General features: G+C 41.3%; 22 protein-coding genes, 2 rRNA genes and 1 riboswitch (1 of these 25 cut by a window edge). Of the genes, 22 read left to right on the top strand and 2 right to left on the bottom strand.

Features of this window, described 5'->3' with window-relative positions; genetic code table 11:
- The 17 genes from ABC255_RS28245 to purD all read left to right on the top strand — a co-directional run.
- Positions 1-1,708 (top strand): 23S ribosomal RNA (locus ABC255_RS28245) (it extends 1,229 nt beyond the left edge of the window).
- A 75-nt stretch (positions 1,709-1,783) separates the two neighbouring features.
- Positions 1,784-1,899: ribosomal RNA gene (gene rrf, locus ABC255_RS28240) — 5S ribosomal RNA — on the top strand.
- Positions 1,900-2,436: 537 nt separating this feature from the next.
- Entirely contained in the window at positions 2,437-3,333 is an 897-nt protein-coding gene (locus ABC255_RS28235) for a fumarylacetoacetate hydrolase family protein (RefSeq protein ID WP_412998427.1), read from the top strand.
- Between the two features lie 141 nt (positions 3,334-3,474).
- The gene (locus tag ABC255_RS28230; protein ID WP_412998426.1) at positions 3,475-4,017 is read left to right on the top strand and encodes a DUF2179 domain-containing protein; all 543 of its coding nucleotides are present in this window, start codon (positions 3,475-3,477) and stop codon (positions 4,015-4,017) included.
- Positions 4,014-4,211: an NETI motif-containing protein gene (locus tag ABC255_RS28225; RefSeq protein ID WP_412998425.1), complete on the top strand. Its 198-nt coding sequence runs from the start codon at positions 4,014-4,016 to the stop codon at positions 4,209-4,211. Before ABC255_RS28230 ends, ABC255_RS28225 begins: the two co-directional genes overlap by 4 nt.
- An 85-nt stretch (positions 4,212-4,296) precedes the next feature.
- A riboswitch (purine riboswitch) is annotated at positions 4,297-4,398 on the top strand.
- Between the two features lie 194 nt (positions 4,399-4,592).
- On the top strand, positions 4,593-5,081 hold the full coding sequence (gene purE, locus ABC255_RS28220; protein ID WP_412998424.1) for a 5-(carboxyamino)imidazole ribonucleotide mutase: 489 nt from the start codon (positions 4,593-4,595) through the stop codon (positions 5,079-5,081).
- Complete coding sequence (purK, locus tag ABC255_RS28215; protein WP_412998423.1) at positions 5,074-6,222, top strand: 5-(carboxyamino)imidazole ribonucleotide synthase; 1,149 nt, start codon at positions 5,074-5,076, stop codon at positions 6,220-6,222. Before purE ends, purK begins: the two co-directional genes overlap by 8 nt.
- Positions 6,219-7,517 carry an adenylosuccinate lyase gene (gene purB / locus ABC255_RS28210; RefSeq protein WP_412998422.1) on the top strand — a complete coding sequence of 433 codons (1,299 nt, stop codon included), beginning with the start codon at positions 6,219-6,221 and terminating at the stop codon, positions 7,515-7,517. The genes purK and purB overlap by 4 nt, the downstream gene beginning before the upstream one ends.
- Positions 7,518-7,594: 77 nt before the next feature.
- Positions 7,595-8,308 carry a phosphoribosylaminoimidazolesuccinocarboxamide synthase gene (gene purC / locus ABC255_RS28205; RefSeq protein ID WP_412998421.1) on the top strand — a complete coding sequence of 238 codons (714 nt, stop codon included), beginning with the start codon at positions 7,595-7,597 and terminating at the stop codon, positions 8,306-8,308.
- Entirely contained in the window at positions 8,301-8,555 is a 255-nt protein-coding gene (gene purS / locus ABC255_RS28200; protein ID WP_063254695.1) for a phosphoribosylformylglycinamidine synthase subunit PurS, read from the top strand. The genes purC and purS overlap by 8 nt, the downstream gene beginning before the upstream one ends.
- Positions 8,552-9,235 (top strand): phosphoribosylformylglycinamidine synthase subunit PurQ, encoded by a 684-nt coding sequence (gene purQ / locus ABC255_RS28195; RefSeq protein WP_412998420.1) that lies wholly within the window; start codon positions 8,552-8,554, stop codon positions 9,233-9,235. Before purS ends, purQ begins: the two co-directional genes overlap by 4 nt.
- Positions 9,219-11,447, top strand: coding sequence for a phosphoribosylformylglycinamidine synthase subunit PurL (purL, locus tag ABC255_RS28190; protein WP_412998419.1), 2,229 nt, complete (start codon positions 9,219-9,221; stop codon positions 11,445-11,447). Before purQ ends, purL begins: the two co-directional genes overlap by 17 nt.
- Positions 11,423-12,829, top strand: a complete 1,407-nt coding sequence (purF, locus tag ABC255_RS28185) for an amidophosphoribosyltransferase (protein WP_412998418.1) — start codon at positions 11,423-11,425, stop codon at positions 12,827-12,829. The genes purL and purF overlap by 25 nt, the downstream gene beginning before the upstream one ends.
- Before the next feature lie 11 nt (positions 12,830-12,840).
- Positions 12,841-13,866: a phosphoribosylformylglycinamidine cyclo-ligase gene (gene purM, locus ABC255_RS28180; RefSeq protein WP_412998417.1), complete on the top strand. Its 1,026-nt coding sequence runs from the start codon at positions 12,841-12,843 to the stop codon at positions 13,864-13,866.
- Complete coding sequence (gene purN / locus ABC255_RS28175; protein ID WP_412998416.1) at positions 13,863-14,465, top strand: phosphoribosylglycinamide formyltransferase; 603 nt, start codon at positions 13,863-13,865, stop codon at positions 14,463-14,465. Before purM ends, purN begins: the two co-directional genes overlap by 4 nt.
- The gene (gene purH, locus ABC255_RS28170; RefSeq protein WP_412998415.1) at positions 14,440-15,978 is read left to right on the top strand and encodes a bifunctional phosphoribosylaminoimidazolecarboxamide formyltransferase/IMP cyclohydrolase; all 1,539 of its coding nucleotides are present in this window, start codon (positions 14,440-14,442) and stop codon (positions 15,976-15,978) included. Before purN ends, purH begins: the two co-directional genes overlap by 26 nt.
- Positions 15,979-15,993: 15 nt before the next feature.
- Complete coding sequence (gene purD / locus ABC255_RS28165; RefSeq protein ID WP_412998414.1) at positions 15,994-17,265, top strand: phosphoribosylamine--glycine ligase; 1,272 nt, start codon at positions 15,994-15,996, stop codon at positions 17,263-17,265.
- Here purD and ABC255_RS28160 read toward each other — a convergent pair.
- Together ABC255_RS28160 and ABC255_RS28155 are read right to left on the bottom strand one after the other, a co-directional pair.
- Complete coding sequence (locus ABC255_RS28160) at positions 17,243-17,356, bottom strand: EYxxD motif small membrane protein (RefSeq protein WP_412998413.1); 114 nt, start codon at positions 17,354-17,356, stop codon at positions 17,243-17,245. The two genes, purD and ABC255_RS28160, sit on opposite strands and share 23 nt — an antisense overlap.
- Before the next feature lie 259 nt (positions 17,357-17,615).
- Positions 17,616-17,915, bottom strand: coding sequence for a YgaP family membrane protein (locus tag ABC255_RS28155; protein ID WP_412998412.1), 300 nt, complete (start codon positions 17,913-17,915; stop codon positions 17,616-17,618).
- Positions 17,916-18,082: 167 nt separating this feature from the next.
- On the opposite strand from ABC255_RS28155, the gene ABC255_RS28150 reads away from it, so the two are divergent.
- The 5 genes from ABC255_RS28150 (at position 18,083) to pcrA (ending at position 24,494) form a co-directional block, all read left to right on the top strand.
- Positions 18,083-19,825, top strand: coding sequence for an adenine deaminase C-terminal domain-containing protein (locus tag ABC255_RS28150; protein WP_412998411.1), 1,743 nt, complete (start codon positions 18,083-18,085; stop codon positions 19,823-19,825).
- 64 nt (positions 19,826-19,889) lie between these two features.
- Positions 19,890-20,939 carry a DUF3048 domain-containing protein gene (locus tag ABC255_RS28145; protein WP_412998410.1) on the top strand — a complete coding sequence of 350 codons (1,050 nt, stop codon included), beginning with the start codon at positions 19,890-19,892 and terminating at the stop codon, positions 20,937-20,939.
- 27 nt (positions 20,940-20,966) lie between these two features.
- A complete protein-coding gene (locus ABC255_RS28140) occupies positions 20,967-21,278 on the top strand; it encodes a YerC/YecD family TrpR-related protein (RefSeq protein WP_179603101.1) in 312 nt (103 codons plus the stop codon).
- A gap of 133 nt (positions 21,279-21,411) precedes the next feature.
- On the top strand, positions 21,412-22,095 hold the full coding sequence (gene pcrB / locus ABC255_RS28135) for a heptaprenylglyceryl phosphate synthase (protein WP_412998409.1): 684 nt from the start codon (positions 21,412-21,414) through the stop codon (positions 22,093-22,095).
- Between the two features lie 65 nt (positions 22,096-22,160).
- Positions 22,161-24,494: a DNA helicase PcrA gene (pcrA, locus tag ABC255_RS28130; RefSeq protein WP_412998651.1), complete on the top strand. Its 2,334-nt coding sequence runs from the start codon at positions 22,161-22,163 to the stop codon at positions 24,492-24,494.
- The last annotated feature ends 57 nt before the right edge of the window (positions 24,495-24,551 follow it).

Genomic DNA, 24,551 nt, shown 5'->3' with positions numbered 1-24,551 from the left:
CAGTGGTAGGAGAGCGTTCTAAGGGCGTTGAAGCTAGACCGTAAGGACTGGTGGAGCGCTTAGAAGTGAGAATGCCGGTATGAGTAGCGAAAGACGGGTGAGAATCCCGTCCACCGTATGCCTAAGGTTTCCTGAGGAAGGCTCGTCCTCTCAGGGTTAGTCGGGACCTAAGCCGAGGCCGAAAGGCGTAGGCGATGGACAACAGGTTGATATTCCTGTACCACCTCTTTATCGTTTGAGTGATGGGGGGACGCAGGAGGATAGGGTAAGCGCGCTGTTGGATATGCGCGTCCAAGCAGTTAGGCTGGTAAGTAGGAAAATCCGCTTACCGTGAAGGCTGAGCTGTGATGGCGAGGGAAATATAGTACCGAAGTTCCTGATTCCACACTGCCAAGAAAAGCCTCTAGCGAGATAAAAGGTGCCCGTACCGCAAACCGACACAGGTAGGCGAGGAGAGAATCCTAAGGTGTGCGAGAGAACTCTCGTTAAGGAACTCGGCAAAATGACCCCGTAACTTCGGGAGAAGGGGTGCTTTTTGAGGTGAATAGCCTCGAAGAGCCGCAGTGAATAGGCCCAGGCGACTGTTTAGCAAAAACACAGGTCTCTGCGAAGCCGCAAGGCGAAGTATAGGGGCTGACGCCTGCCCGGTGCTGGAAGGTTAAGAGGAGGGGTTAGCGCAAGCGAAGCTCTGAATCGAAGCCCCAGTAAACGGCGGCCGTAACTATAACGGTCCTAAGGTAGCGAAATTCCTTGTCGGGTAAGTTCCGACCCGCACGAAAGGCGTAACGATCTGGGCACTGTCTCAACGAGAGACTCGGTGAAATTATAGTACCTGTGAAGATGCAGGTTACCCGCGACAGGACGGAAAGACCCCGTGGAGCTTTACTGTAGCCTGATATTGAATTTTGGTACAGCTTGTACAGGATAGGTAGGAGCCTGAGAAACCGGAGCGCTAGCTTCGGTGGAGGCGTCGGTGGGATACTACCCTGGCTGTATTGAAATTCTAACCCGCACCCCTTATCGGGGTGGGAGACAGTGTCAGGTGGGCAGTTTGACTGGGGCGGTCGCCTCCTAAAGAGTAACGGAGGCGCCCAAAGGTTCCCTCAGAATGGTTGGAAATCATTCGCAGAGTGTAAAGGCACAAGGGAGCTTGACTGCGAGACCTACAAGTCGAGCAGGGACGAAAGTCGGGCTTAGTGATCCGGTGGTTCCGCATGGAAGGGCCATCGCTCAACGGATAAAAGCTACCCCGGGGATAACAGGCTTATCTCCCCCAAGAGTCCACATCGACGGGGAGGTTTGGCACCTCGATGTCGGCTCATCGCATCCTGGGGCTGTAGTCGGTCCCAAGGGTTGGGCTGTTCGCCCATTAAAGCGGTACGCGAGCTGGGTTCAGAACGTCGTGAGACAGTTCGGTCCCTATCCGTCGTGGGCGCAGGAAATTTGAGAGGAGCTGTCCTTAGTACGAGAGGACCGGGATGGACGCACCGCTGGTGTACCAGTTGTCTTGCCAAAGGCATCGCTGGGTAGCTATGTGCGGACGGGATAAGTGCTGAAAGCATCTAAGCATGAAGCCCCCCTCAAGATGAGATTTCCCATAGCGTCAAGCTAGTAAGAACCCTGAAAGATGATCAGGTTGATAGGTCAGAGGTGGAAGCGTGGTAACATGTGGAGCTGACTGATACTAATCGTTCGAGGACTTAACCAATTTTTAAAGGTGAACTCGTTTTACAAACTTCTTCTGATTATCTAGTTTTGAGGGAATGATACCTCAACAAAATAGTCTGGTAATTAAGGCGAGAAGGTCACACCCGTTCCCATACCGAACACGGAAGTTAAGCTTCTCAGCGCCGATGGTAGTTGGGACTTTGTCCCTGTGAGAGTAGGACGTTGCCAGGCAAAACGAAACACAACCTGATAAGGGTTGTGTTTTTTTGTGTTGTCCAAAAGGACAAATTAGGAAAGATAGTATGGTAAATGGAGAATCGTGACCGTGAGGCGACACTTTTAGAGAAAAGGGTAACGAATAGCTGCTATTCGTGCCCATAGGGCGACACTTTTAGAAAAGTCGGTAACAAATAATCCTTGAAATGCCCTTTTTTATGGAAAAGGTATTATAACTACATTTTGATTCCCTCATCTAAGGATTTTTATCATAGGAGGTAACCAAAGACCTGTTTTGATTCCCATAACCCGGACTTCCCATAAATCAAGGGAAACAAAGCTCGCTTTTGATTTCCATAAACTCAATTTTTCAAGAGAAGAGGGAATCAAAAACCCTTTTATTGATCATTGCACCTGATCTATCACTTCCTAATGGGTCCTTCCATAATACCAATTAAAATACTCTCTAATTAAAGGTAAAAGAAGGATAAATAGGTTGGAATAGAGAAATCAGTTGTTACTAACCTTAATCATCAGGAGGAAAATGATTCAATGAAACTAGTAACCATTAAAAAAGAAGGTAAGCACGTGTTAGGTGTGAAGATTGAAAATGGCTTAATTGACCTTGAAGAGGTATTAAAAGAGGTTCCTAATAAACAGATACATACAAATATCATGGATGTAATAGCGGGTGGTCATGAGGTCATTTCTGTACTCCAAGACTATATAGCAAACCTGCCAACTGAAAGTAAAACAAATTACACTATAAATGAAGATGAAGTTAAGTGGGGACCATGTGTCACGCAGCCAAACAAGATTATTTGTGTAGGTTTAAATTACCGCAAACATGCGGATGAAACAAAGTCTCCATATCCAGAAGTACCTATATTATTTAGTAAATTTAATAATTCATTAACCGGACATAAATGTGAGATAGCAGTGCCAAAAGTGACCCAAAGGCTGGATTATGAGGTTGAATTAGCGGTTGTAATTGGGAAGGAAGCAAAGTATGTAAATAAGGAAGATGCTTTAGATTATGTATTTGGCTATTGTACAGCTAATGATTTATCAGCACGTGACCTGCAGAAAAGAACACACCAATGGTTACTTGGAAAAACATGTGACGACTTCAGTCCGATAGGTCCGTATCTTGTCACAGCCGACGAAGTAGGTGATCCTAACAATTTAATATTAAAAACGTATGTGAATGGAGAGAAACGTCAAGATTCGAATACATCTGATATGATTTTTAATGTAGAAGAAATTGTCAGCTATATTTCGCAGCACATGACTCTTACACCTGGTGATGTCATTCTAACTGGCACTCCAGAGGGTGTTATTATGGGCTACCCATTGGAAAAACGAGTTTACTTGAAAGCTGGTGATGTGGTAACCGTTGAAGTTGAAAAATTAGGTGCACTGACTAATAAGTTAACTGAAGAAAAATAAATTTTTTAGTAAAATAATACTAGCGTTAGACCTGTCAAATGGCAGGTCTTTTTCAAATGTAATGAAAAATTTCTTAAAGAAGGTTAAACTAACAAAATACAACTTTTTATCTTGGCTAAGATATGAAAAGGAGGGGCATAGATGTTAGAGAATAGTTTTATGATGGTTGTGATTATCCTAATTATCAACATTGTTTATGTTTCATTTTTTACGATAAGAATGATTTTAACGTTAAAAGGCCAGCGGTATTTGGCGGCTTTCTTGAGCATGATAGAAGTCGTTATCTATGTTTTAGGTCTTGGTCTTGTTTTAAACAACTTAAATGAAGTTCAAAACTTAATTGCCTACGCCGTAGGATATGGGATCGGTGTCATTGTAGGGATGAAAATTGAAGAAAAGCTGGCTTTAGGCTATATTACCGTAAATGTAATTACAAAGGAATATGATAAAAACTTACCTAAAGTGTTAAGAGAGAAGGGATTCGGGGTTACCGATTGGGCTGCTCATGGGCTCGAGGGAGATCGAATGGCACTTCAAATTTTGACACCAAGAAAGTTTGAACTCAAATTATATGAGACGATAAAAAGTTTGGACCCAAAAGCATTCATCATCTCCTATGAACCTAAGGCTATTCATGGAGGGTTTTGGGTAAAATCTGTGAAAAGAGGGAAGTTGTTTTCATGAGTAAAAAGAAAATGCAATTTGAAGTACAAGAAAATGAAAGTATTGACTCATGCTTAGAGCGGATGAAAAAACAAGGGTATATGCCGGTTCGCCGTACGGAAAAACCAATTTTTCAGGAGGTAGTTAATGGAAATGTTACTACCTATGAACCGGTCGGAAGGCAGATTGTATTTGAAGCCATCCGCGCGGAGTAAAAACGAACAATAGATTTTATTAAAATAAAATCGTTCGTTTTTATTGACCATTTGCCCCTAAAATTGTAATATAAAGGTGTCAAAAAAATATATAACGTAACACCCTCGTATAATAATGGGAATATGGCCCGTAAGTATCTACCCAATTACCGTAAATGATTGGACTATGAGGGGAAGTGGAAATGCCTGAAACGATACTCGTTTCATGGTCATTTACTGTGCCGATAACAGCCCGGACAGACTGCTTTCTCTCATTTCTTGAAATTGGGGAAGTATCTGTTTTGGGCTTTTTATATTGGTAAAGTAAGAAAAGCGGAAGCGCCTAGGAAAAATGCAGTACAATTTTTCCTTGCTGCTTGCGCTAGACAAAGGGGAGAGAACATGAATCCGATAGTTGCGGTAATAATGGGGAGCAAATCTGATTGGGAAACGATGAAGCATACCTGTGAAATCCTAGACCAATTAGAGGTTCCATATGAGAAAAAGGTGGTTTCAGCACACCGTACTCCTGATTTGATGTTTGAATTTGCTGAGAATGCTAGAGTCAGAGGAATTCAGGTAATCATCGCAGGTGCAGGCGGTGCAGCTCATCTGCCAGGTATGGTGGCAGCAAAGACGACATTGCCTGTAATTGGGGTTCCTGTTCAATCGAAGGCATTGAATGGAATGGATTCTCTATTATCGATTGTACAAATGCCTGCAGGGGTACCAGTGGCAACAGTTGCGATTGGTAAGGCAGGGGCAACAAATGCTGGATTACTGGCAGCACAAATTGTATCGATTAATGATTCAAAAATACAAGAAAGACTAGAACAAGTTCGCTTGGAGTCCAAAAAGACGGTAATAGAAAGTAGTGATCAGCTTGTCTAATAAAACTATTTTACCGGGTCAGACAATAGGAATAATTGGCGGCGGTCAGCTGGGCAGAATGATGGCACTTTCAGCAAGAGCAATGGGTTACCGAATTGCTGTATTAGACCCTGTTGAAGATTCTCCTTGTGGGCAAGTGGCAGATTATAAGGTAATTGGGGACTATGATGATTTAGAGGCGATAAGGGAACTAGCTGAAGTAAGTGATGTTATTACCTATGAATTTGAAAATATTGACGCTGCAGCGCTTGAATGGCTTTGCAATCACGCATATGTCCCACAGGGTAAGAGTTTACTTGAAGTTACTCAGGACCGAGTGAAAGAAAAAGCGGCTATTGCAAACGCAGGTGTCCAGGTGGCACCATATGCCGTGATCAATTCGGTGAATGATCTTCATGAACATTGTGAACGACTTGGTTATCCAGTTGTATTGAAAACAGCACGAGGCGGCTATGACGGTAAAGGGCAAGTTGTTCTTAAAAGTCATCAGGATATTGAAAAAGCCGTGGTGCTTCTTGATAACGGACAATGTATTCTAGAAAAATGGATTTCTTTTACGAAAGAAATTTCCGTCATTATCACAAGAAATTCAAATGGTGAAACAGCAGTATTTCCGGTTGGAGAAAACATTCATCAAGATAATATTCTTCACCAAACGATTGCTCCAGCACGGATTAGTAAACTAGCGGAGGATAAGGCTATTCAATCAGCGATACAACTTGCTAATGCTCTTGAGTTAGTAGGTACACTAGCGGTTGAAATGTTTTTATCAGCGGGGGATATGATATACATAAATGAACTCGCTCCTAGACCGCATAACTCAGGGCATTATACGATTGAAGCATGTGAAACATCACAATTCGATTCTCACATCAGGGCTGTGTGTAACCTGCCTCTTGGAAAGACAGAGCTATTAAAGCCTGCGGTCATGGTTAATATATTAGGAGAGCATGTTCAAAACGTGTTAGATAGTCTAACAAAAGTAAATGATTGGAAAGTTCATCTTTACGGTAAAAAAGAAGCAAAATTTAAAAGAAAAATGGGGCATGTAACAATTCTGTGTGATTCTGTTGAAACTGTCCTTGAAGAAGTTGAGAAAAGTTTGATTTGGGAAGAAAAAAGTCTGGAGGCCAAAAGATGATTGATCGTTATACACGACCTGAAATGGGTGCGATATGGACAGAGGAAAACCGCTTTAAAGCATGGCTAGAGGTTGAAATACTTGCATGTGAAGCATGGGCAGAGTTAGGTGAAATTCCGAAAGAGGACGTAAAGAAGCTTCGTGAAAATGCATCCTTTAATATTGATCGGATTAAAGAAATTGAAGAGGAAACAAGACATGATGTTGTTGCCTTTACTCGTGCTGTATCCGAGACACTAGGGGAAGAGCGCAAGTGGGTACATTACGGTCTAACTTCAACGGATGTAGTTGATACTGCAAGTTCTTACTTATTAAAGCAAGCCAATACTATTATCCGGAAGGACCTTGAAAACTTTATCGAAATCCTAAAGAATAAAGCGATTGAACATAAATTTACCGTCATGATGGGTCGGACACATGGTGTACACGCTGAACCGACTACTTTTGGATTAAAGCTTGCTCTTTGGTACGAAGAAATGAAACGTAACTTGGAACGTTTTAATCATGCAGCTGCTGGCGTTGAGTTTGGTAAAATTTCCGGTGCAGTTGGAACGTACGCTAATATCAACCCGTTTGTTGAACAATATGTGTGTGAAAAACTGGGTACACAGCCGGCACCAATCTCAACTCAAACCTTGCAGCGCGACCGTCACGCACACTATATGTCAACGATCGCTTTAATTGCGACTTCGATTGAAAAGTTTGCGGTTGAAGTTCGTGGATTACAAAAAAGTGAAACGCGTGAAGTTGAAGAGTTTTTTGCAAAAGGACAAAAAGGATCATCCGCAATGCCTCATAAACGAAACCCAATTGGTTCTGAAAATATGACTGGTTTGGCGCGTGTGATTCGCGGCTATATGATGACAGCCTATGAAAATGTTCCATTATGGCATGAGCGGGATATTTCACACTCATCTGCAGAGCGAATCATTTTACCAGATGCAACGATTGCCTTGAACTACATGTTAAATCGTTTCGGCAACATCATTAAAAACCTAACTGTGTATCCAGAAAACATGAAACGTAACATGGATCGTACACTTGGGTTGATTTATTCACAAAGAGTACTCCTAGCGTTGATTGACAAAGGTTTATCACGTGAAGAGGCGTATGATACGGTTCAACCCAAAACAGCGGAATCATGGGAAAATCAAGTGCCATTCCGCAGCTTGGTTGAAGGCGAATCGAAGATTACGAGCCTGCTTTCAGCTGAAGAAATTGCTGACTGCTTCGATTACAACTATCACCTTCAGCATGTGAATACGATTTTTGAACGATTAGGGTTGAACGACTAAAAAAATAGATGGGGTGCACGAGCACCCCTTACTTATCAAAAAGATTCCCAATATTGGCAATTCAGGAGGCGTTCTTTATGAGAGAGCTTTTATATGAAGGAAAAGCAAAGCGAATTTTTAAAACAGATGACGAACAGACGGTTTTAATTGAGTATAAGGATTCGGCTACGGCCTTCAACGGACAAAAGAAGGCAGATATAACTGGTAAAGGGCGTTTAAATAACGAAATTACTAGTTTGCTATTTTTAAAGCTTAAGGAACAGGGAATTGAGTCGCATTTCATTGAAAGAATTTCAGAAATAGAGCAGCTGGTGAAAAGAGTTACAATTATTCCTTTAGAAGTTGTCGTTCGCAATATCGCTGCTGGAAGTCTTTCAAAAAGATTAGGAATCGAAGAAGGTAAAGAATTAACAAAGCCGCTCGTTGAGTTTTATTTAAAAAATGATGACCTTGGCGACCCATTACTAACCACTGATCATATTTACGAATTGAACATAGCAACAAAAGAGGAACTAACCGTACTAAAAGAGAAGGCACTAAAAATTAATACAGTTTTATCAAGCTTTTTTAACGAATTAGGAATTAATCTTATAGACTTTAAACTTGAGTTTGGTAAAGACGCTGAAGGCAGCATTCTTTTAGCAGATGAAATTTCACCAGACACTTGCAGACTTTGGGACAAAAAGACGAATGAAAAGCTCGATAAGGATGTATTCCGTCGCGACCTTGGTAGTTTAACAGAAGCGTATGAAACCATTTTAGCTCGATTAGGGGGAAAACAGCATGTTTAAGGTAAAGGTATATGTCACGTTAAGAGAAAGTGTACTAGATCCACAAGGTAAGGCAGTAACACATTCATTACATTCATTAAATTATCCGGAAGTATCCGATGTACGAATCGGTAAATATATGGAACTAACAATCGAAAAATCAGAGCGCGACCTTGATGAAGTGATCAATGAGATTTGCAGCAAGCTATTAGCAAATACAGTCATTGAAGACTACCGTTATGAAGTAGAGGAGTGTGTTCCTCAGTGAAGTTTGCAGTCATCGTTTTTCCAGGGTCTAACTGTGACGTAGATATGTACCATGCAATTAAGGATGAACTTGGTGAACAGGTTGAATATGTATGGCATGACACTGAGAGCTTAGATGAGTTTGATGGGATCTTGCTTCCTGGCGGATTTTCATACGGTGATTATTTACGTACAGGAGCGATTGCGCGTTTTAGTAAGGTCATGCAAGCAGTCGTAAAAGCAGCAGAAGCAGGGAAACCGATTCTAGGTGTCTGCAACGGATTCCAGATTTTATTGGAAGCAGGATTACTGCCTGGGGCCATGAGACGAAATGAAAGTCTATCATTTATCTGTAAACCGGTTGAATTAAAGGTAGTGAACAATCAGACGATGTTTTCTGCTGCGTACACGCAAGGTGAAACCATTTCAATCCCTGTAGCTCATGGGGAAGGAAACTACTATTGTGATGAAGAAATTCTTGCTAAGCTCAAAGAAAATAACCAAATCGTTTTTACTTACCAAGATAACCCGAACGGAAGCTTAGAAGATATAGCCGGCATTATCAATGAAAAAGGAAATGTCCTTGGAATGATGCCACACCCTGAAAGAGCCGTTGATGAGTTATTAGGCGGCGCAGATGGACTTAAATTATTTCAATCGATTGTAAGAAGCTGGAGGGAAGCAAATGTTGTTAAAGCATGAACCAAGACCAGATCAAGTGAAGTCAGAAAAACTTTATCAGCAAATGGGCTTATCCGATGAAGAATTCACCCAGGTTGAAAACATTCTTGGCCGGACACCGAACTACACTGAAACAGGCCTTTTCTCGGTTATGTGGTCTGAGCATTGCAGTTATAAAAACTCTAAACCAGTCCTAAGAAAATTCCCAACGACAGGCGAGCGTGTTCTTCAGGGACCTGGGGAAGGTGCCGGAATTGTCGATATCGGTGATAATCAAGCGGTTGTGTTTAAAATCGAAAGCCATAACCACCCATCAGCCATCGAGCCATATCAAGGGGCGGCTACAGGTGTTGGCGGGATTATCCGTGATATTTTTTCAATGGGTGCACGTCCAATCGCACTATTAAACTCACTTCGTTTCGGAGAACTTGATGAATCTGCAAGAGTACGCTACCTATTCAAAGAAGTTGTAGCAGGTATTGCAGGGTACGGTAACTGCATCGGAATCCCGACGGTTGGCGGCGAAATTCAATTTGAACCATGTTATGAAGGCAACCCTTTAGTGAATGCGATGTGTGTTGGTTTAATCGATCATAAAGATATTAAAAAAGGTCTTGCACAAGGTGTCGGCAATACAGTGATGTATGTTGGAGCGAAAACAGGCCGTGACGGAATTCATGGAGCAACGTTTGCTTCTGAAGAATTAACAGATCAGTCAGATGAAAACCGCCCGGCGGTTCAAGTGGGCGACCCATTCATGGAAAAGCTTTTACTAGAAGCCTGCCTTGAGTTGATTCAATCAGATGCCCTTGTCGGCATTCAGGATATGGGTGCTGCGGGATTAACAAGTTCTTCAGCGGAAATGGCAAGTAAAGCTGGAATGGGTATTGAAATGAACTTAGACCTCGTTCCACAGCGAGAAACAGGTATGACTGCATATGAAATGATGCTTTCTGAATCACAAGAGCGTATGCTGATTGTTGTTACAAAGGGAAGAGAACAGGAAATCAAAGATCTATTCACAAAATACGATCTTGAAGCAGTAGCGATCGGTACAGTAACAGATGATAAAAAACTACGTTTGCTGCAACATGGAGAAATCGTTGCAGATGTGCCAGTAGATGCGTTAGCTGAGGACGCACCAGTTTATCATAAGCCATCAAAAGAACCAATTTACTATCAGGAATTTCAAGCACTGGAATTGGAAGTCCCACAGGTTGAAGATTTGAATGAAACATTGAAACAAATTCTTAGCCAGCCTACAGTTGCAAGCAAGGAATGGGTTTATAATCAATACGATCATATGGTTCGTACGAATACAGTCGTTGCACCCGGATCAGACGCATCTGTTGTCAGAATCCGCGGAACCCGTAAGGCATTGGCAATGACGACTGATTGTAACTCACGCTATGTGTTTTTAGACCCTGAAGTTGGCGGTGCTATTGCGGTTGCTGAAGCGGCACGTAATATTGTTTGTTCGGGTGGAGAGCCATTAGCAATTACGGATAACCTCAACTTTGGAAATCCAGAAAAGCCAGAAGTGTTCTGGCAGATTGAAAAAGCAGCAGATGGAATCAGCGAGGCCTGCCGCGTTCTTAATACTCCAGTTATTGGCGGAAACGTCTCTTTATATAACGAAACAAGCGGAACAGCGATTTACCCAACACCAGTAATTGGAATGGTTGGCTTAGTCACTGACCTTGATCATATTACGACTCAAAACTTTAAGACTAGTGGAGACCTTATTTACTTAGTCGGAGAAACAAAGCCAGAATTTGGAGGCAGTGAGTTACAAAAACTGCAAAATGGACGAATTTTTGGTAAAGCTCCTGAACTTGATGTTCAACTAGAAAAAGAAAGACAGAACCAGGTGTTGGCTGCTATTCGTGCAGGAGTAGTTCAATCAGCACATGACCTTTCTGAAGGTGGTCTAGGTGTTGCGGTTGCGGAAAGTCTTTTTGGCCAAGAACAGCTTGGGGCAACCATTACGATTGAAGGTAACCCAGTTACTGCTTTATTTAGTGAAACACAATCCCGTTTCCTACTAACTGTTAAAAAAGAACACCAAGCAGAGTTTGAAAGTTTAGTAGCGGCAAAATTGATTGGTGAAGTAAATGATACAGCGCAGTTAAAAGTAAATGCTGAGAATAAAACGATTTTAGAAGCTTCAGTGAACGAATTGAAGGATGCCTGGAAAGGAGCTATCCCATGCTTGCTGAAATCAAGGGATTAAATGAAGAATGTGGAGTCTTTGGTGTCTGGGGACACCCAGATTCCGCACAGCTTACCTATTATGGGCTTCATAGTCTGCAGCACCGTGGTCAAGAGGGTACTGGTATAGTCGTATCCGACGGGGATAAGCTTAGAGTTGTCAAAGGTGAAGGACTAGTTTCTGAGATTTTCACAGCCGACGTGATGGAAAAGTTAAAGGGAACCTCTGCCGTTGGGCATGTTCGTTACGCAACAGCAGGAGGCGGCGGATATGAAAATGTCCAGCCCTTGCTGTTCCATTCTCAAACTGGAAGTCTTGCCCTTGCTCATAATGGGAACCTAGTCAATGCCAATTACTTAAAGCATCAGCTCGAAACACAAGGCAGTATTTTTCAAACAAGCTCAGATACAGAAGTTTTAGCCCATTTAATTAGAAGAAGTGGATTTTCGGATATTAAAGATCAGGTGAAGAATGCACTTTCGATGTTAAAAGGAGCATATGCCTATTTAATCCTAACAGAGAATGAACTTATGGTTGCGTTAGATCCCAATGGGTTAAGACCTTTATCGTTGGCATGTTTAGGAGATGCTTATGTGGTTGCTTCCGAAACTTGTGCTTTTGATGTCATTGGAGCCGAATTTATTCGTGATATTAGACCAGGAGAATTAGTAGTTATCAACAAAGATGGTATCTCCTCTGAACAATTCGCTTTCAACTCGACAAAGTCGATCTGTGCGATGGAATATGTTTATTTTTCAAGACCTGATAGTAATATTCAAGGAATCAATGTTCATACAGCCCGTAAAAATATGGGAAAAAGATTGGCAGTAGAAGCACCAATCGAAGCGGACGTAGTTACTGGTGTTCCAGATTCTAGTATTTCTGCAGCGATTGGCTATGCAGAAGCCTCGGGTATTCCCTATGAAATGGGATTAATTAAGAATAAATATGTCGGCAGAACCTTCATTCAGCCAACTCAATCATTACGTGAACAAGGGGTAAAGATGAAGCTGTCTGCTGTTCGCGGTGTTGTTGAAGGTAAACGTGTCGTCATGGTTGATGACTCCATTGTTCGTGGAACGACGAGCAGGCGAATCGTCAGTTTGCTAAAAGAGGCAGGTGCCACAGAAGTGCACGTTGTCATCAGTTCACCTCCGATAAAGAATCCATGTTTTTATGGAATTGATACATCATCGAAAGAAGAATTAATTGCTTCAGATAAATCAGTCGAAGAAATTAGACAGCTGATTGGTGCTGATTCCTTAACGTTCCTAAGTACCGAGGGGATGGTAGGAGCGATTGTCAAAACGGAAGGAACAGAAGGTTTTTGCCTTGGTTGCTTTACTGGTAACTATCCAACTGAGATTTATCCAGATACACTCCAATATTACTACCAAAAATAGGAGGGAACATCATGGCGAATGCTTATACACAGGCAGGCGTAAACATCGAAGCAGGCTACGAGGCTGTAGAGAGAATGAAAAAGCATGTACAAAAAACAGCCCGGGCTGGCGTAATAGGTGGCCTTGGCGGCTTCGGTGGTATGTTTGATCTATCGTCACTGAATTTGAAAGAACCAGTTCTTGTATCAGGAACAGATGGTGTTGGTACCAAGCTGATGATTGCCTTTTGGATGGATCAGCATGAAACGATTGGCATTGATGCAGTAGCAATGTGTGTCAACGATATCGTTGTTCAAGGCGCAGAGCCATTGTTCTTTTTAGACTATATTGCTACCGGAAAAGCAAAGCCTGAAAAAATTGAAGCGATTGTCAAGGGCATAGCTGATGGATGTGAGCAGGCAGGCTGTGCACTTATCGGCGGGGAAACAGCTGAAATGCCTGGATTATATAGTGAAAATGAGTATGATCTTGCTGGATTTACGGTTGGGGCCTGTGAGAAAAGCCAATTGATCACAGGGGAAACCATTCAGGCCGGAGATGTGTTAATCGGATTAGCATCAAGCGGAATCCACAGCAATGGCTACTCACTCGTAAGAAAGGTGTTTAACAATTGGGCGTTAACAGAATATGTTGACGAGCTTGGCTGCACCTTAGGCGAAGAATTATTAAAACCAACGAAAATCTATGTAAAACCGATTCTATCTGCGTTGAAAAAGTTCAACTTAAAAGGGATGGCTCACATTACCGGAGGCGGTTTTATTGAGAATATCCCACGGATGCTTCCTGATGGACTTGGAGCAGCCATCTTAGAAAAAAGCTGGGACATCCCGCCGATTTTTAATTTAATTACGACTGTTGGACAAATTGACCAACAGGAAATGTATAATATCTTTAATATGGGTATCGGCATGGTGATTGCAGTGGATAAGGATATCGCTGCAGATGTAATGGATCACTTAAAGCAATGCGGAGAAACTGCCTATGAAATCGGTGTTGTAACGGCAGAAGAAGGTATTAGTATCGGTGGCCGCCGATGAGAAAGATTGCTGTTTTTGCCTCAGGAAACGGAAGCAATTTTCAAGCGATCATCGATGTAGTACAAACTGGAGAGCTAAAAGCTGATATAGCTCTTCTTGTTTGTGACAAGCCAGAAGCCTTTGCGGTGGAGCGTGCCAATGCCGCTCGTATCCCGACTTTCGCTTTTAGCCCAAAGGAGTATAGCTCCAAAGCAGCTTATGAAAGTGCAGTTTTGGAGAAATTAGCAAGTTATGGCGTTGAGTTTATTGTTCTGGCCGGTTATATGAGGTTGATTGGACCAACATTGCTCGGAGAATATGCAGGACGAATCGTTAATATCCACCCATCGCTTCTTCCAGCTTTTCCTGGTAAAGACGCTATTGGTCAAGCACTGGCTGCAAAAGCGGAATGGAGCGGAGTTACCATCCACTACGTTGATGAAGGAATGGATACTGGGCCAATCATTGTCCAGGAACGCGTCCGTATAAGTGAAAAAGAAACAAGAGAGAGTCTGCAAAAGAAAATACAAAATATCGAACATAAGCTTTATCCATCTATCCTGCAAATGCTGTTAACGAGAGGGGAAGTTCAACATGACGAAAAAGCGCGCACTTATTAGTGTTTCTGATAAAAATGGTATTCTTGAATTTGCTAAAGAATTAGTCAGCTTAGGTTTTGAAATTATTTCAACGGGCGGAACGAAAAAGGCACTGCAAGAACAAGGTGTTCCTGTTCTCGGAGTGAGTGATGTTACTGGTTTTCCGGAAATATTAGAAGGACGTGTTAAAACGTTAAATCCGTTCATTCATGGGGGCTTACTAGCCAAGCATGATGACGAACAACACCAAAAGCAGCTTCAAGAACATAGTATTGACCCTATTCAAATTGTTTGTGTTAACCTTTATCCTTTTCAACAAACCATTGCAAAGCCTGATGTAACAACAGAGGACGCGATCGAAAATATTGATATTGGCGGTCCAACGATGTTACGTGCCTCAGCAAAAAATCATCAATATGTAACTGTGGTCGTTGACCCTGTTGACTACAATAAGGTGATTGAGGAATTAAAAGCAGATGGTAAAACGACGCTAGAAACACGTAGAAAGCTCGCGGCAAAGGTATTCCGCCATACTGCAGCATATGACGCATTAATCGCTGAATATATGACAGACCTTGCACAGGAAGAAACACCTGAAAAATTAACCGTTACATATGAGCTAAAGCAATCGCTCCGTTACGGGGAAAATCCACATCAAAAAGCTTCTTTTTATAAAAAACCACTTGGTTCTACGTTCTCGATTGCTAATGCGCAGCAGCTTCATGGAAAAGAGCTTTCTTATAATAATATTAACGATGCAGACGCGGCATTGCAGATTGTGAAGGAATTTACAGAGCCTGCAGCAGTTGCTGTTAAGCATATGAATCCTTGCGGAATTGGTACTGGAAAGAATAGTTTTGTTGCTTTTGAAAAAGCATTTGCGGCAGATCCTGTTTCTATTTTTGGCGGAATTATTGCTTTTAATAGTGAAGTGGATGCACAGACAGCTGGCAAGCTTCATGAGATTTTCTTAGAAATCATCATTGCACCATCGTTCTCTGAGGAAGCATTAACGATTTTAACAGCGAAAAAGAACTTACGTTTATTAATGATTCCATTTTCAGGTGCAAAAAAGCCAGAGATGAAGTTAACAACTATCGAAGGCGGACTGCTTGCGCAGGAACAAGATCGTTTTACATTAGAAAATGCTACAATCTCTGTACCAACAAAGAGACAGCCATCGGAGCAAGAGTGGGAAGCATTAAAGCTTGGCTGGAAGGTAGTAAAACATGTGAAATCGAATGCAATTGTCGTGACGAAAGAGGATATGACAATTGGAATTGGTGCAGGTCAAATGAACCGGGTAGGTGCGGCTGAAATCGCCTTAAAACAAGCAGGTGAAAAAGCTGAAGGTGCAGCACTCGCTTCTGATGCCTTTTTCCCAATGGATGATACCGTCGAAGCCGCAGCAAAAGCGGGAATTACGGCAATCATTCAGCCTGGCGGTTCCATCCGCGACGAAGATTCCATTAAAAAAGCAGATGAATATGGAATTGCTATGGTCTTTACCGGAGTTAGACATTTTAAACATTAAAATGAGGTGAAATGGATGAAGGTTCTAATCATTGGTCGAGGCGGAAGAGAACATGCACTGTGCCGAAAGGTTAGCGAAAGTGCACTTGTGGAAAAAGTATTTGTCGCTCCTGGTAACCACGGGATGGAAGATGTCGCAGAACGTGTTGCGATTGACGAAAGTAACCATGAACAACTTATTCAATTCGCGACAGAACAAGGAATTGGTTTAACAATTATCGGACCAGAAGTTCCTTTGCTTGAAGGGTTAGCAGATAAATTTGAAGCTGAAGGTCTTGCCGTATTTGGACCGAAGAAATTGGCAGCTGAAATTGAAGGCAGTAAATCGTTCGCAAAGGAAATCATGAGGAAATATGAGATTCCTACAGCTGACTATGCTGTATTCACCAATTACGAGGAAGCAAAGCAATATATTGAAGAAAAAGGCGCTCCAATCGTTATTAAAGCAGATGGGTTAGCAGCTGGAAAAGGCGTTACAGTGGCGTTAACTTTGGAAGAAGCATTACAAAGTGCGGAAGAAATGCTCGTTGGGCAAAAATTCGGTGAAGCTTCAGCACGGGTGGTCATTGAAGAGTTTCTAAGCGGAGAGGAATTCTCTCTTATGGCATTCGTGAATGGGGAAGTGGTTATACCACTGGAAATCGCCCAGGATCATAAACGTGCTTTTGATGGTGATCAAGGTCCTAATACAGGTGGAATGGGTGCATATTCTCCTGTTCCTCATATTGCCAATGAGACAGTTGAAACAGCAATTGAAACGGTCCTTAAGCCTGCGGCAAAAGCAATGGTTCAAGAAGGAAGAAGCTTCTGTGGGATTCTTTATGCTGGTTTAATTGCTTCGGATAAGGGTCCAAAGGTTATTGAGTTTAATGCACGCTTTGGCGACCCGGAAACACAAGTAATTTTACCAAGGTTAAAATCCGATTTGGTACAGACTATCTTAGATGTTTTAGCCGGTGGTGCTCCAGAGTTAGTTTGGGATGAACAGTCGATGGTTGGAGTTGTTGTTGCAGCCAAAGGATATCCAGAAACTTATGAAAAAGGTGCTGTTCTCAAAGGATTAGCTGATTTCTCTAATGGAGTCTACACCTTCCATGCAGGAACAGTTAAAAACCAATTAGGTGAATTTGAAACTGCTGGAGGAAGAGTTCTCTTAGTTGGTGCGAAGGCCTTAACTTTAAAGGAAGCGCAAGATAATGTTTACCGAGAGCTTGACAAATTATCCTGTGATGGAGTTTTTTATCGAAAGGATATTGGTTTCAAGGCTATCGGGCGCGTTTTCTGTTAGAGCGGCGGATAAACACAAATAAAAGAGCAATAATACCGCCGATTAAGCTGATAATCACAAACGACATATCTAATAAATATTCCCAAAACATGATAGATTATCTTCCTTTCAAGGGCTGACCAACTACGGTCAGCCCTAACTTTTTTGTTGATTGGCAGCGAATTGTTACCGTTGCTTCCTAAAAAGCAATTAAAGGGGCACGATTAGTAGAGAATCGTTACCTTAAACTTCAAAAAACCGAGGTAAAGGGAACCATTAGCGGAAAATCGTTACCATAAACTCCAAAAAGTCGAGGAGAAAGGCACGATTCCGGAATAATCCGTAACTTTTATTGAAAAAAGAACATAAATTTAAGTTGGGTTATATGGCAGCACTTCATCAACCTCTCCAGCATCTCCGCTGTTTGACCCATCACCAAGTGCCAATGGTTTCTCCTGTTCCATTTCCTGATATCTTTCAAATAGCGCTGTCACAGGGCAAAAACGGACTATGCCTTCTGCCACCTTCATTGCTCCGCATATTGCCATAAACAAATAGGAATCTCTCCAAGGAAACTTCACCATTTTAGCTGTACTCCAAGAAAGGATTGTAAGCCCAATTGTAATCCTTATTAATGCATTCAGGATCCCGATATTTTTAGTAACGTTCACATCGTTCACTCCTTCACAATAATTTTACAGCAATTATCCAATTCTTTAATGCGTTAAACAATAAAATATGTTAGTATAGATGTACATTAATTTTTGTAAGGGCTTTCTTTACTTATAAATCAACATTCTTACTAGATAAATAGCTTCTGAGAAAGGGAGGGTATTGTATGCTTGAACAACGTTATCGATGGAAAAATAAACATTTACGCATGCATGTATCCGTTTTAGATGGAAAAACTTCACCAACCATGTTATTGAAAAATGCCTTATATTTAAATCAGACATTTCGCAAGTGGATGCGCGCGAATATTTGGATATATGAAGATAGAATTGTATATGTTGGCGAGAATTTACCGTCGAAATTGGAAAACTGTGAAATCATTGACTGTACAAATGAAATTCTTGTTCCAGGGTATATCGAGCCACATGCCCATCCTTATCAATTATATAATCCCCATTCTCTGGCGGCCTATGCATCCCAATTTGGAACAACGACAATCATCAATGACAATATGTCATTGATTATGCATTTAAAGAAAAAGGAAGCGTTTACTTTATTGAACGACTTACGTTCCATCCCGACAACGATGTTTTGGTGGTGCCGGTTCGATCCGCAAACGGAAATCTTAAATGAAGAAGATGTTTTTTCACATAGCAATATTAAATCGTGGTTAGAGCATGACGCTGTTCTCCAAGGCGGTGAACTGACTGGCTGGCCTAAATTGTTAGACGGCGATGATATGATGCTCCATTGGATTCAAGAGACAAAACGGTTGAACAAAAAGATCGAAGGACATTTTCCAGGTGCGTCAGAGAAAACATTAGCGAAAATGATTCTCTTAGGTGCTGATAGTGACCATGAAGCCATGACAGGTGAAGAAGTATATGACCGCTTAATGCAGGGATATATGGTTTCATTGAGATATTCTTCCATTCGGCCTGACCTGCCAGACTTGCTTGATGATATGAAACGTTTAGGAATTCAAGCCTATGATCGGTTAATGTTTAACACAGATGGTTCAACATCCACGTTTTATGAACAAGGTATCACTGACCAAATGATTCGGATTGCCATTGATAAAGGTGTCCCAGTGATCGATGCTTATAATATGGCTACGGTCAATATTGCGCGTTATTACAATATTGACCATCTACATGGTAATATTGCAACTGGCCGTGTCGCAAATATCAATTTCCTATCTAGTATTGAAAATCCAACACCTCATTCTGTACTTGCAAAAGGAGTATGGGTAAAACGTGACGGACAAGTGATGGACGCTTATCATTCCATTAATTGGGATGAGTACGGTCATAAGCCAATGGAATTGGACTGGAATCTAAGTATTGATGATTTACAATTTTCAATGCCATTTGGAATTAAGATGGAGAATTCAGTTATTACGAAGCCGTATTCCATTGCGATTGATGCCTCATATGATGAATTGTCACAAGACCATGATGAATGTTTCTTTTCTCTGCTAGACAGGAATGGAAAATGGAGGATTAATACATTATTAAAAGGATTTGCCACAAATCTTTCTGCACTGGCAAGTTCATTTTCCAATACAGGTGACATTATCTTAATTGGAAAAAATAAACGTGATATGCTTGCAGCCTTTGATAGGATGAAGGAGTTAGGCGGCGGTATTGTCATGGTTGAGGAAGAGAAAGTGGTATGTGAGATTCCATTAAAACTTAACGGAATTATGTCAAACCTTCCGATTAAGGAACTAATAAACGAAGAAAAGAAATTACTGGTTGAATTGAAGGAACGTGGGTACTCCTTCTCAGATCCTGTGTACAGTTTGTTATTCTTTTCGGCTACTCATTTACCTTATATACGAATCACTCAACAGGGTATGTACGATGTAATGAACAAAACTGTTCTCTTTCCGTCGATAATGCGTTAAACTATAAAAGTAATTATATAAATAAAACCGCTTCCAAGAAAAGACGATAGGAGTGTTTTAAAAAATGAAGAAATGGGCTGTTGCCTTAACAGCAGTTCTTTTATTGCTCTCCGGTTGTACAGATAAAGAAAAGTCTAATGGACCAAAACAGCCGGAAAAAGAAGAAGTTAAAGAAGTGATAAAGGAAGAAGTAGAGAATGAACTCCCTTTTCACTACCCATTAACAGGGGTGGGTTCAGAGACTGAGACAGATGGAAGAGCAGTAGCGGTAATGATTAATAATCATCCAAAAGCGAGGCCTCAATCTGGCTTACACAAAGCGGATGTTATATATGAACTTCTAGCAGAAGGTGATGTTACTCGATTCCTTGCTGTTTTCCAAAGTGAAAAGCCGGATAATATGGGTCCAGTTCGAAGTGCGAGGGATTATTACATTGATCTTGCAAAAGGTCTGGATGCTCTTTTTATCGCCCACGGCTATAGTGAAGAGGCAAGAGAATTGCTCGAAAGCGACTTTGTTGATAATTTAAATGGTATGGTCTATGACGGTACATTGTTTAAAAGAGCCAGCTTCCGCGTGGCACCTCATAATTCCTATATTACGTATGATAATGTCTTAAAGGGTGCCAAGGAAAAGAACTACTCGATGAATCAGTCTCCGCCCGAGTTTCAATTTTTATCAGAGGAAGATAGTAAATCAGTGACCGGGGACGAAGCGAGTTCAGTAATGATTTCTTACTCTGCTACCGGGGTTTTCAATTCCACCTACGAGTATGATGAATCAATTGGAAAATACAAGCGCTACTCTGATGGGGCGCAAACCATAGATTATGAAACGAAAGACCCCATTCTGGTAGATAATTTGTTTATTGTTGAGACCACTCATGAAGTCATTGATGACGCTGCTCATAAGGAAATTGATTTACAATCAGGGGGATCTGGTTACTTACTGCAAAAGGGTAAGGTAATAGAAGTAGAATGGAAAAATGATAATGGATTAATTGTTCCAATAAGAGATGGAGAAGTTGTTCCGTTTGTTCAAGGAAAGACTTGGGTAAACGTGGTTCCGGTGAATCCTGGAATGCAATCAAGCGTTTCATTTAATGTAAAATAATCTTAACTAATTAAAGGGGTAAAATATATGCAAATTAATAAGTTACGTGGAAAAGAGCTTGACCAATTATTTCAAGCTGTTCTTTCACTGAAGGACCTTGAAGAATGCTATCGCTTCTTTGATGATTTATGTACCATTAATGAAATTCAATCATTAGCACAGCGCTTAGATGTAGCAAGAATGCTGCGCGAAGGAAATACCTATCATAAAATTGAAACAGAAACAGGTGCAAGCACTGCCACCATTTCCCGTGTGAAACGATGTTTGAATTTTGGTAATGACACATATGAAATGGTATTAGAGCGGATCAAAACAGAGAATGTAACTGAAGAAAAATAATCCAAACCGAAGAGCCTACTCTTCGGTTTTTTATATGGGTACATTTTCTATAAAGGAATTTAGTGTTTTCTTTTTTTATCTAAGTGGCTAATGCTATAATGGTGTAATGTACGATGAATGGGAGGATCTTGGGATGTACGATTTTCGCGAGTGGCGCCATGTGTTTAAACTCGATCCAGATAAAGAGATAAGTGATGAACAGTTAGAAAGAATATGCGAATCAGGAACAGACGCGGTAATGGTTGGAGGAACAGATGGGGTAACTCTTGAAAAAGTCCTTGATCTAATGGCCCGAATTCGCCGCTACACCGTTCCTTGTGTCCTCGAAGTTTCAAGTATTGAAATAGTTACCCCTGGATTTGACCTTTATTTTATTCCGACAATTTTAAATAGCAATGATACAAAGTGGATAACTGGACTGCACCATCAGGCAGTTAAAGAATTTGGTGAAATTATGGATTGGGATGAGATTGTAATGGAAGGCTACTGCATATTGAACGAAGAATGCAAAGCCGCAAAACTGACATCTGCCAATGCAACTGCTTCAATAGAAGAAGTAAAGGCATATGCGATGATGGCAGAGAAAATGTTCCATTTACCAATCTTTTATCTTGAATATAGCGGCACATATGGAGATGTAAAAGTAGTATCTGAGGTAAAGAAGGTCCTTCGGGAAACGGTCCTGTTTTATGGCGGGGGAATTTCAACGCTTGACCAAGCAGCTGAAATGGCTGAGCATGCGGATGTTATTGTGGTTGGGAATGCGATTTATGATGATTTCGACCAAGCTTTATCAACAGTTAAAAGAGTACGATGAAAATTTGCTTAATTGAATAGAAAGAGTTAAAATAAGAACAAATGTTTGGTATGGTGGTGAAGGAATTGCAATACTTATCAGAAAAGCTTTTAAATGGTTTAAACCCAGAACAACAAAATGCAGTAAAAGCTACGGACGGACCGCTTTTACTTATGGCCGGCGCGGGCAGTGGTAAAACGAGAGTACTAACTCATCGTATCGCTTATTTAATAGTAGAAAAACGTGTAAATCCTTATAACATTTTAGCGATTACCTTTACAAATAAGGCGTCTCGTGAAATGAGAGAACGTATTGGAAAAATGATGGGCGGAGCAGCAGAAGAAATTTGGATTTCCACGTTTCACTCGATGTGTGTAAGAATACTGCGCAGAGACATCGACAGAATGGGCTTTAACCGGAACTTTACAATTTTAGATACAGGCGATCAGCAATCCGTGGTAAAAGGAATCCTTAAAGATAAGAACCTTGATCCTAAAAAATACGACCCGCGGGCAATTTTAGGCGCAATAAGCTCGGCAAAAAATGAATTAATCGACCCGGAAGAATATGCAAAAACTGCTGGTGGCTATTTTGAACAAACAGTCAGCGATGTATATACAGAATATCAAAAACGGTTACGAAAAAATCAAGCACTCGACTTTGATGACTTGATTATGATGACGATTCAACTTTTCCAACGTGTACCAGAAGTACTTGAGTATTATCAGCGAAAATTTCAGTATATACATGTCGATGAGTATCAGGATACAAACAGAGCACAGTATATGCTGGTTAAATTTCTCGCCAATCGTTTTAAGAACCTATGCGTAGTCGGGGATTCCGACCAGTCGATTTATCGTTGGCGTGGAGCAGATATTGCCAATATCCTTTCTTTTGAAAAAGATTATCCGGATGCAAAAGTCATATTACTTGAACAAAACTATCGCTCTACAAAAAGGATTCTCTTAGCCGCGAATAAGGTAATCGAAAATAATGTTACCCGAAAGGCAAAGAATCTGTGGACAGAAAACCCTGAGGGAAATAAACTTGTTTACTATCGTGCAGATAGTGAGCAGGGTGAAGCGCAGTTCGTTGCTGGAAAAATTAAAGAATTAACCCGCGAAGGCAAGTACACGCTCTCCGACGTGGCAATCCTTTATAGGACGAACGCTCAGTCCCGTGTAATGGAGGAAGTGCTGTTAAAATCTAATATTGAATACAGCATCGTCGGCGGAACGAAGTTCTATGACAGAAAAGAAATCAAGGACATGCTAGCCTATTTAAGGCTTATTTCTAATCCGGATGATGATATCAGTTTACAGCGTATTATTAATGTGCCAAAACGTGGAATCGGATCTAGCTCAGTAGACAAAATGGCCAATTTTGCAGCAATGCATGATATATCTATTTTTGAAGCGCTGGATTCTGTTGAGTTGCTGGGACTAAGTCCAAAAATCACCAAGGGTGCCAGAGAATTTAGAGATTTAATTAAAAACTATACGCAAATGCAAGAGTTTTTATCTGTCACGGAACTGGTTGAGGAAATTTTAGATAAGTCGGGTTATCGTGAAATGCTGAAGGCAGAGAAATCAATCGAAGCCCAAAGCAGATTAGAGAACTTAGACGAATTACTATCTGTAACAAAGAACTTTGAAGAAGTGAGTGAAGATAAGAGCTTAGTTGCCTTCTTAACGGATTTGGCATTAGTTGCTGATATTGATTCGTTAGATGAAGACGGTGAAAAAACAGACTCCATTACTCTTATGACCCTGCACTCTGCAAAGGGATTAGAGTTTCCAGTCGTCTTTTTAATTGGATTGGAAGAAGGAGTTTTCCCTCACAGTCGTTCATTAATGGAAGAAGCTGAGATGGAAGAAGAGCGCCGCTTGGCATACGTAGGAATTACTCGGGCAGAGCAAACTCTTTTCATCACAAATGCTCAGATGAGAACGTTGTTTGGGCGTACAAGCATGAACCCTGCCTCACGGTTTATCAGTGAAATTCCAGAAGAACTGCTAGAAGGCGTGGAAAAAGAGGAACGAAGGAATGCTACGTTTGGATCAAGAGGTGGAACCTCGTTTGGACGAAGTGCCTCTGGATCAACCGGAACCTCTTATGGGCGAAGCGCCTCTGGATCAACCGGAAGCTCTTTTGGACGAAGCACATCTGGTACAACCGGAACTTCCTTCGGTACACCAGTTACTAGAAAACCAGTTATGAGACCAATGGCTGCTTCTACTGGCGGGGATACTGTCGGCTGGAGAGTCGGCGATAAAGCTGAACATGGTAAATGGGGCATTGGTACAGTGGTAAGTGTTAAAGGAGAAGGCGAAGGAACAGAACTCGACATTGCATTCCCAAGCCCAACCGGTATTAAACGCCTGCTTGCGAAATTCGCTCCTATAACAAAAAAGGTATAAAGAAAAGCATAAGCCCCTTGCCCCTAGGCGCTGAAGTTAGAACAATAAAAAGAATTG

Source organism: Neobacillus canaveralius, assembly GCF_047237705.1.
In the GTDB taxonomy this organism is placed as follows: Bacteria; Bacillota; Bacilli; order Bacillales; family Cytobacillaceae; genus Neobacillus; species Neobacillus niacini_K.
Note: the sequence above shows the minus strand (reverse complement) of the source record. Positions and strands in the feature narration are given on the sequence as shown.

Bases quoted from the DNA above. Each gene is read 5' to 3' on its own strand.
- purF (WP_412998418.1), top strand. From the start codon at position 11,423: ATGCTTGCTGAAATCAAGGGATTAAATGAAGAATGTGGAGTCTTTGGT.
- ABC255_RS28225 (WP_412998425.1), top strand. From the start codon at position 4,014: ATGAGTAAAAAGAAAATGCAATTTGAAGTACAAGAAAATGAAAGTATT.
- pcrB (WP_412998409.1), top strand. From the start codon at position 21,412: ATGTACGATTTTCGCGAGTGGCGCCATGTGTTTAAACTCGATCCAGAT.
- purB (WP_412998422.1), top strand. From the start codon at position 6,219: ATGATTGATCGTTATACACGACCTGAAATGGGTGCGATATGGACAGAG.
- ABC255_RS28145 (WP_412998410.1), top strand. From the start codon at position 19,890: ATGAAGAAATGGGCTGTTGCCTTAACAGCAGTTCTTTTATTGCTCTCC.
- ABC255_RS28230 (WP_412998426.1), top strand. From the start codon at position 3,475: ATGTTAGAGAATAGTTTTATGATGGTTGTGATTATCCTAATTATCAAC.
- purC (WP_412998421.1), top strand. From the start codon at position 7,595: ATGAGAGAGCTTTTATATGAAGGAAAAGCAAAGCGAATTTTTAAAACA.
- ABC255_RS28140 (WP_179603101.1), top strand. From the start codon at position 20,967: ATGCAAATTAATAAGTTACGTGGAAAAGAGCTTGACCAATTATTTCAA.
- ABC255_RS28150 (WP_412998411.1), top strand. From the start codon at position 18,083: ATGCTTGAACAACGTTATCGATGGAAAAATAAACATTTACGCATGCAT.
- purD (WP_412998414.1), top strand. From the start codon at position 15,994: ATGAAGGTTCTAATCATTGGTCGAGGCGGAAGAGAACATGCACTGTGC.
- purM (WP_412998417.1), top strand. From the start codon at position 12,841: ATGGCGAATGCTTATACACAGGCAGGCGTAAACATCGAAGCAGGCTAC.
- ABC255_RS28160 (WP_412998413.1), bottom strand. From the start codon at position 17,356: ATGTTTTGGGAATATTTATTAGATATGTCGTTTGTGATTATCAGCTTA.
- purH (WP_412998415.1), top strand. From the start codon at position 14,440: ATGACGAAAAAGCGCGCACTTATTAGTGTTTCTGATAAAAATGGTATT.
- purL (WP_412998419.1), top strand. From the start codon at position 9,219: ATGTTGTTAAAGCATGAACCAAGACCAGATCAAGTGAAGTCAGAAAAA.
- purE (WP_412998424.1), top strand. From the start codon at position 4,593: ATGAATCCGATAGTTGCGGTAATAATGGGGAGCAAATCTGATTGGGAA.
- purN (WP_412998416.1), top strand. From the start codon at position 13,863: ATGAGAAAGATTGCTGTTTTTGCCTCAGGAAACGGAAGCAATTTTCAA.
- ABC255_RS28235 (WP_412998427.1), top strand. From the start codon at position 2,437: ATGAAACTAGTAACCATTAAAAAAGAAGGTAAGCACGTGTTAGGTGTG.
- purS (WP_063254695.1), top strand. From the start codon at position 8,301: ATGTTTAAGGTAAAGGTATATGTCACGTTAAGAGAAAGTGTACTAGAT.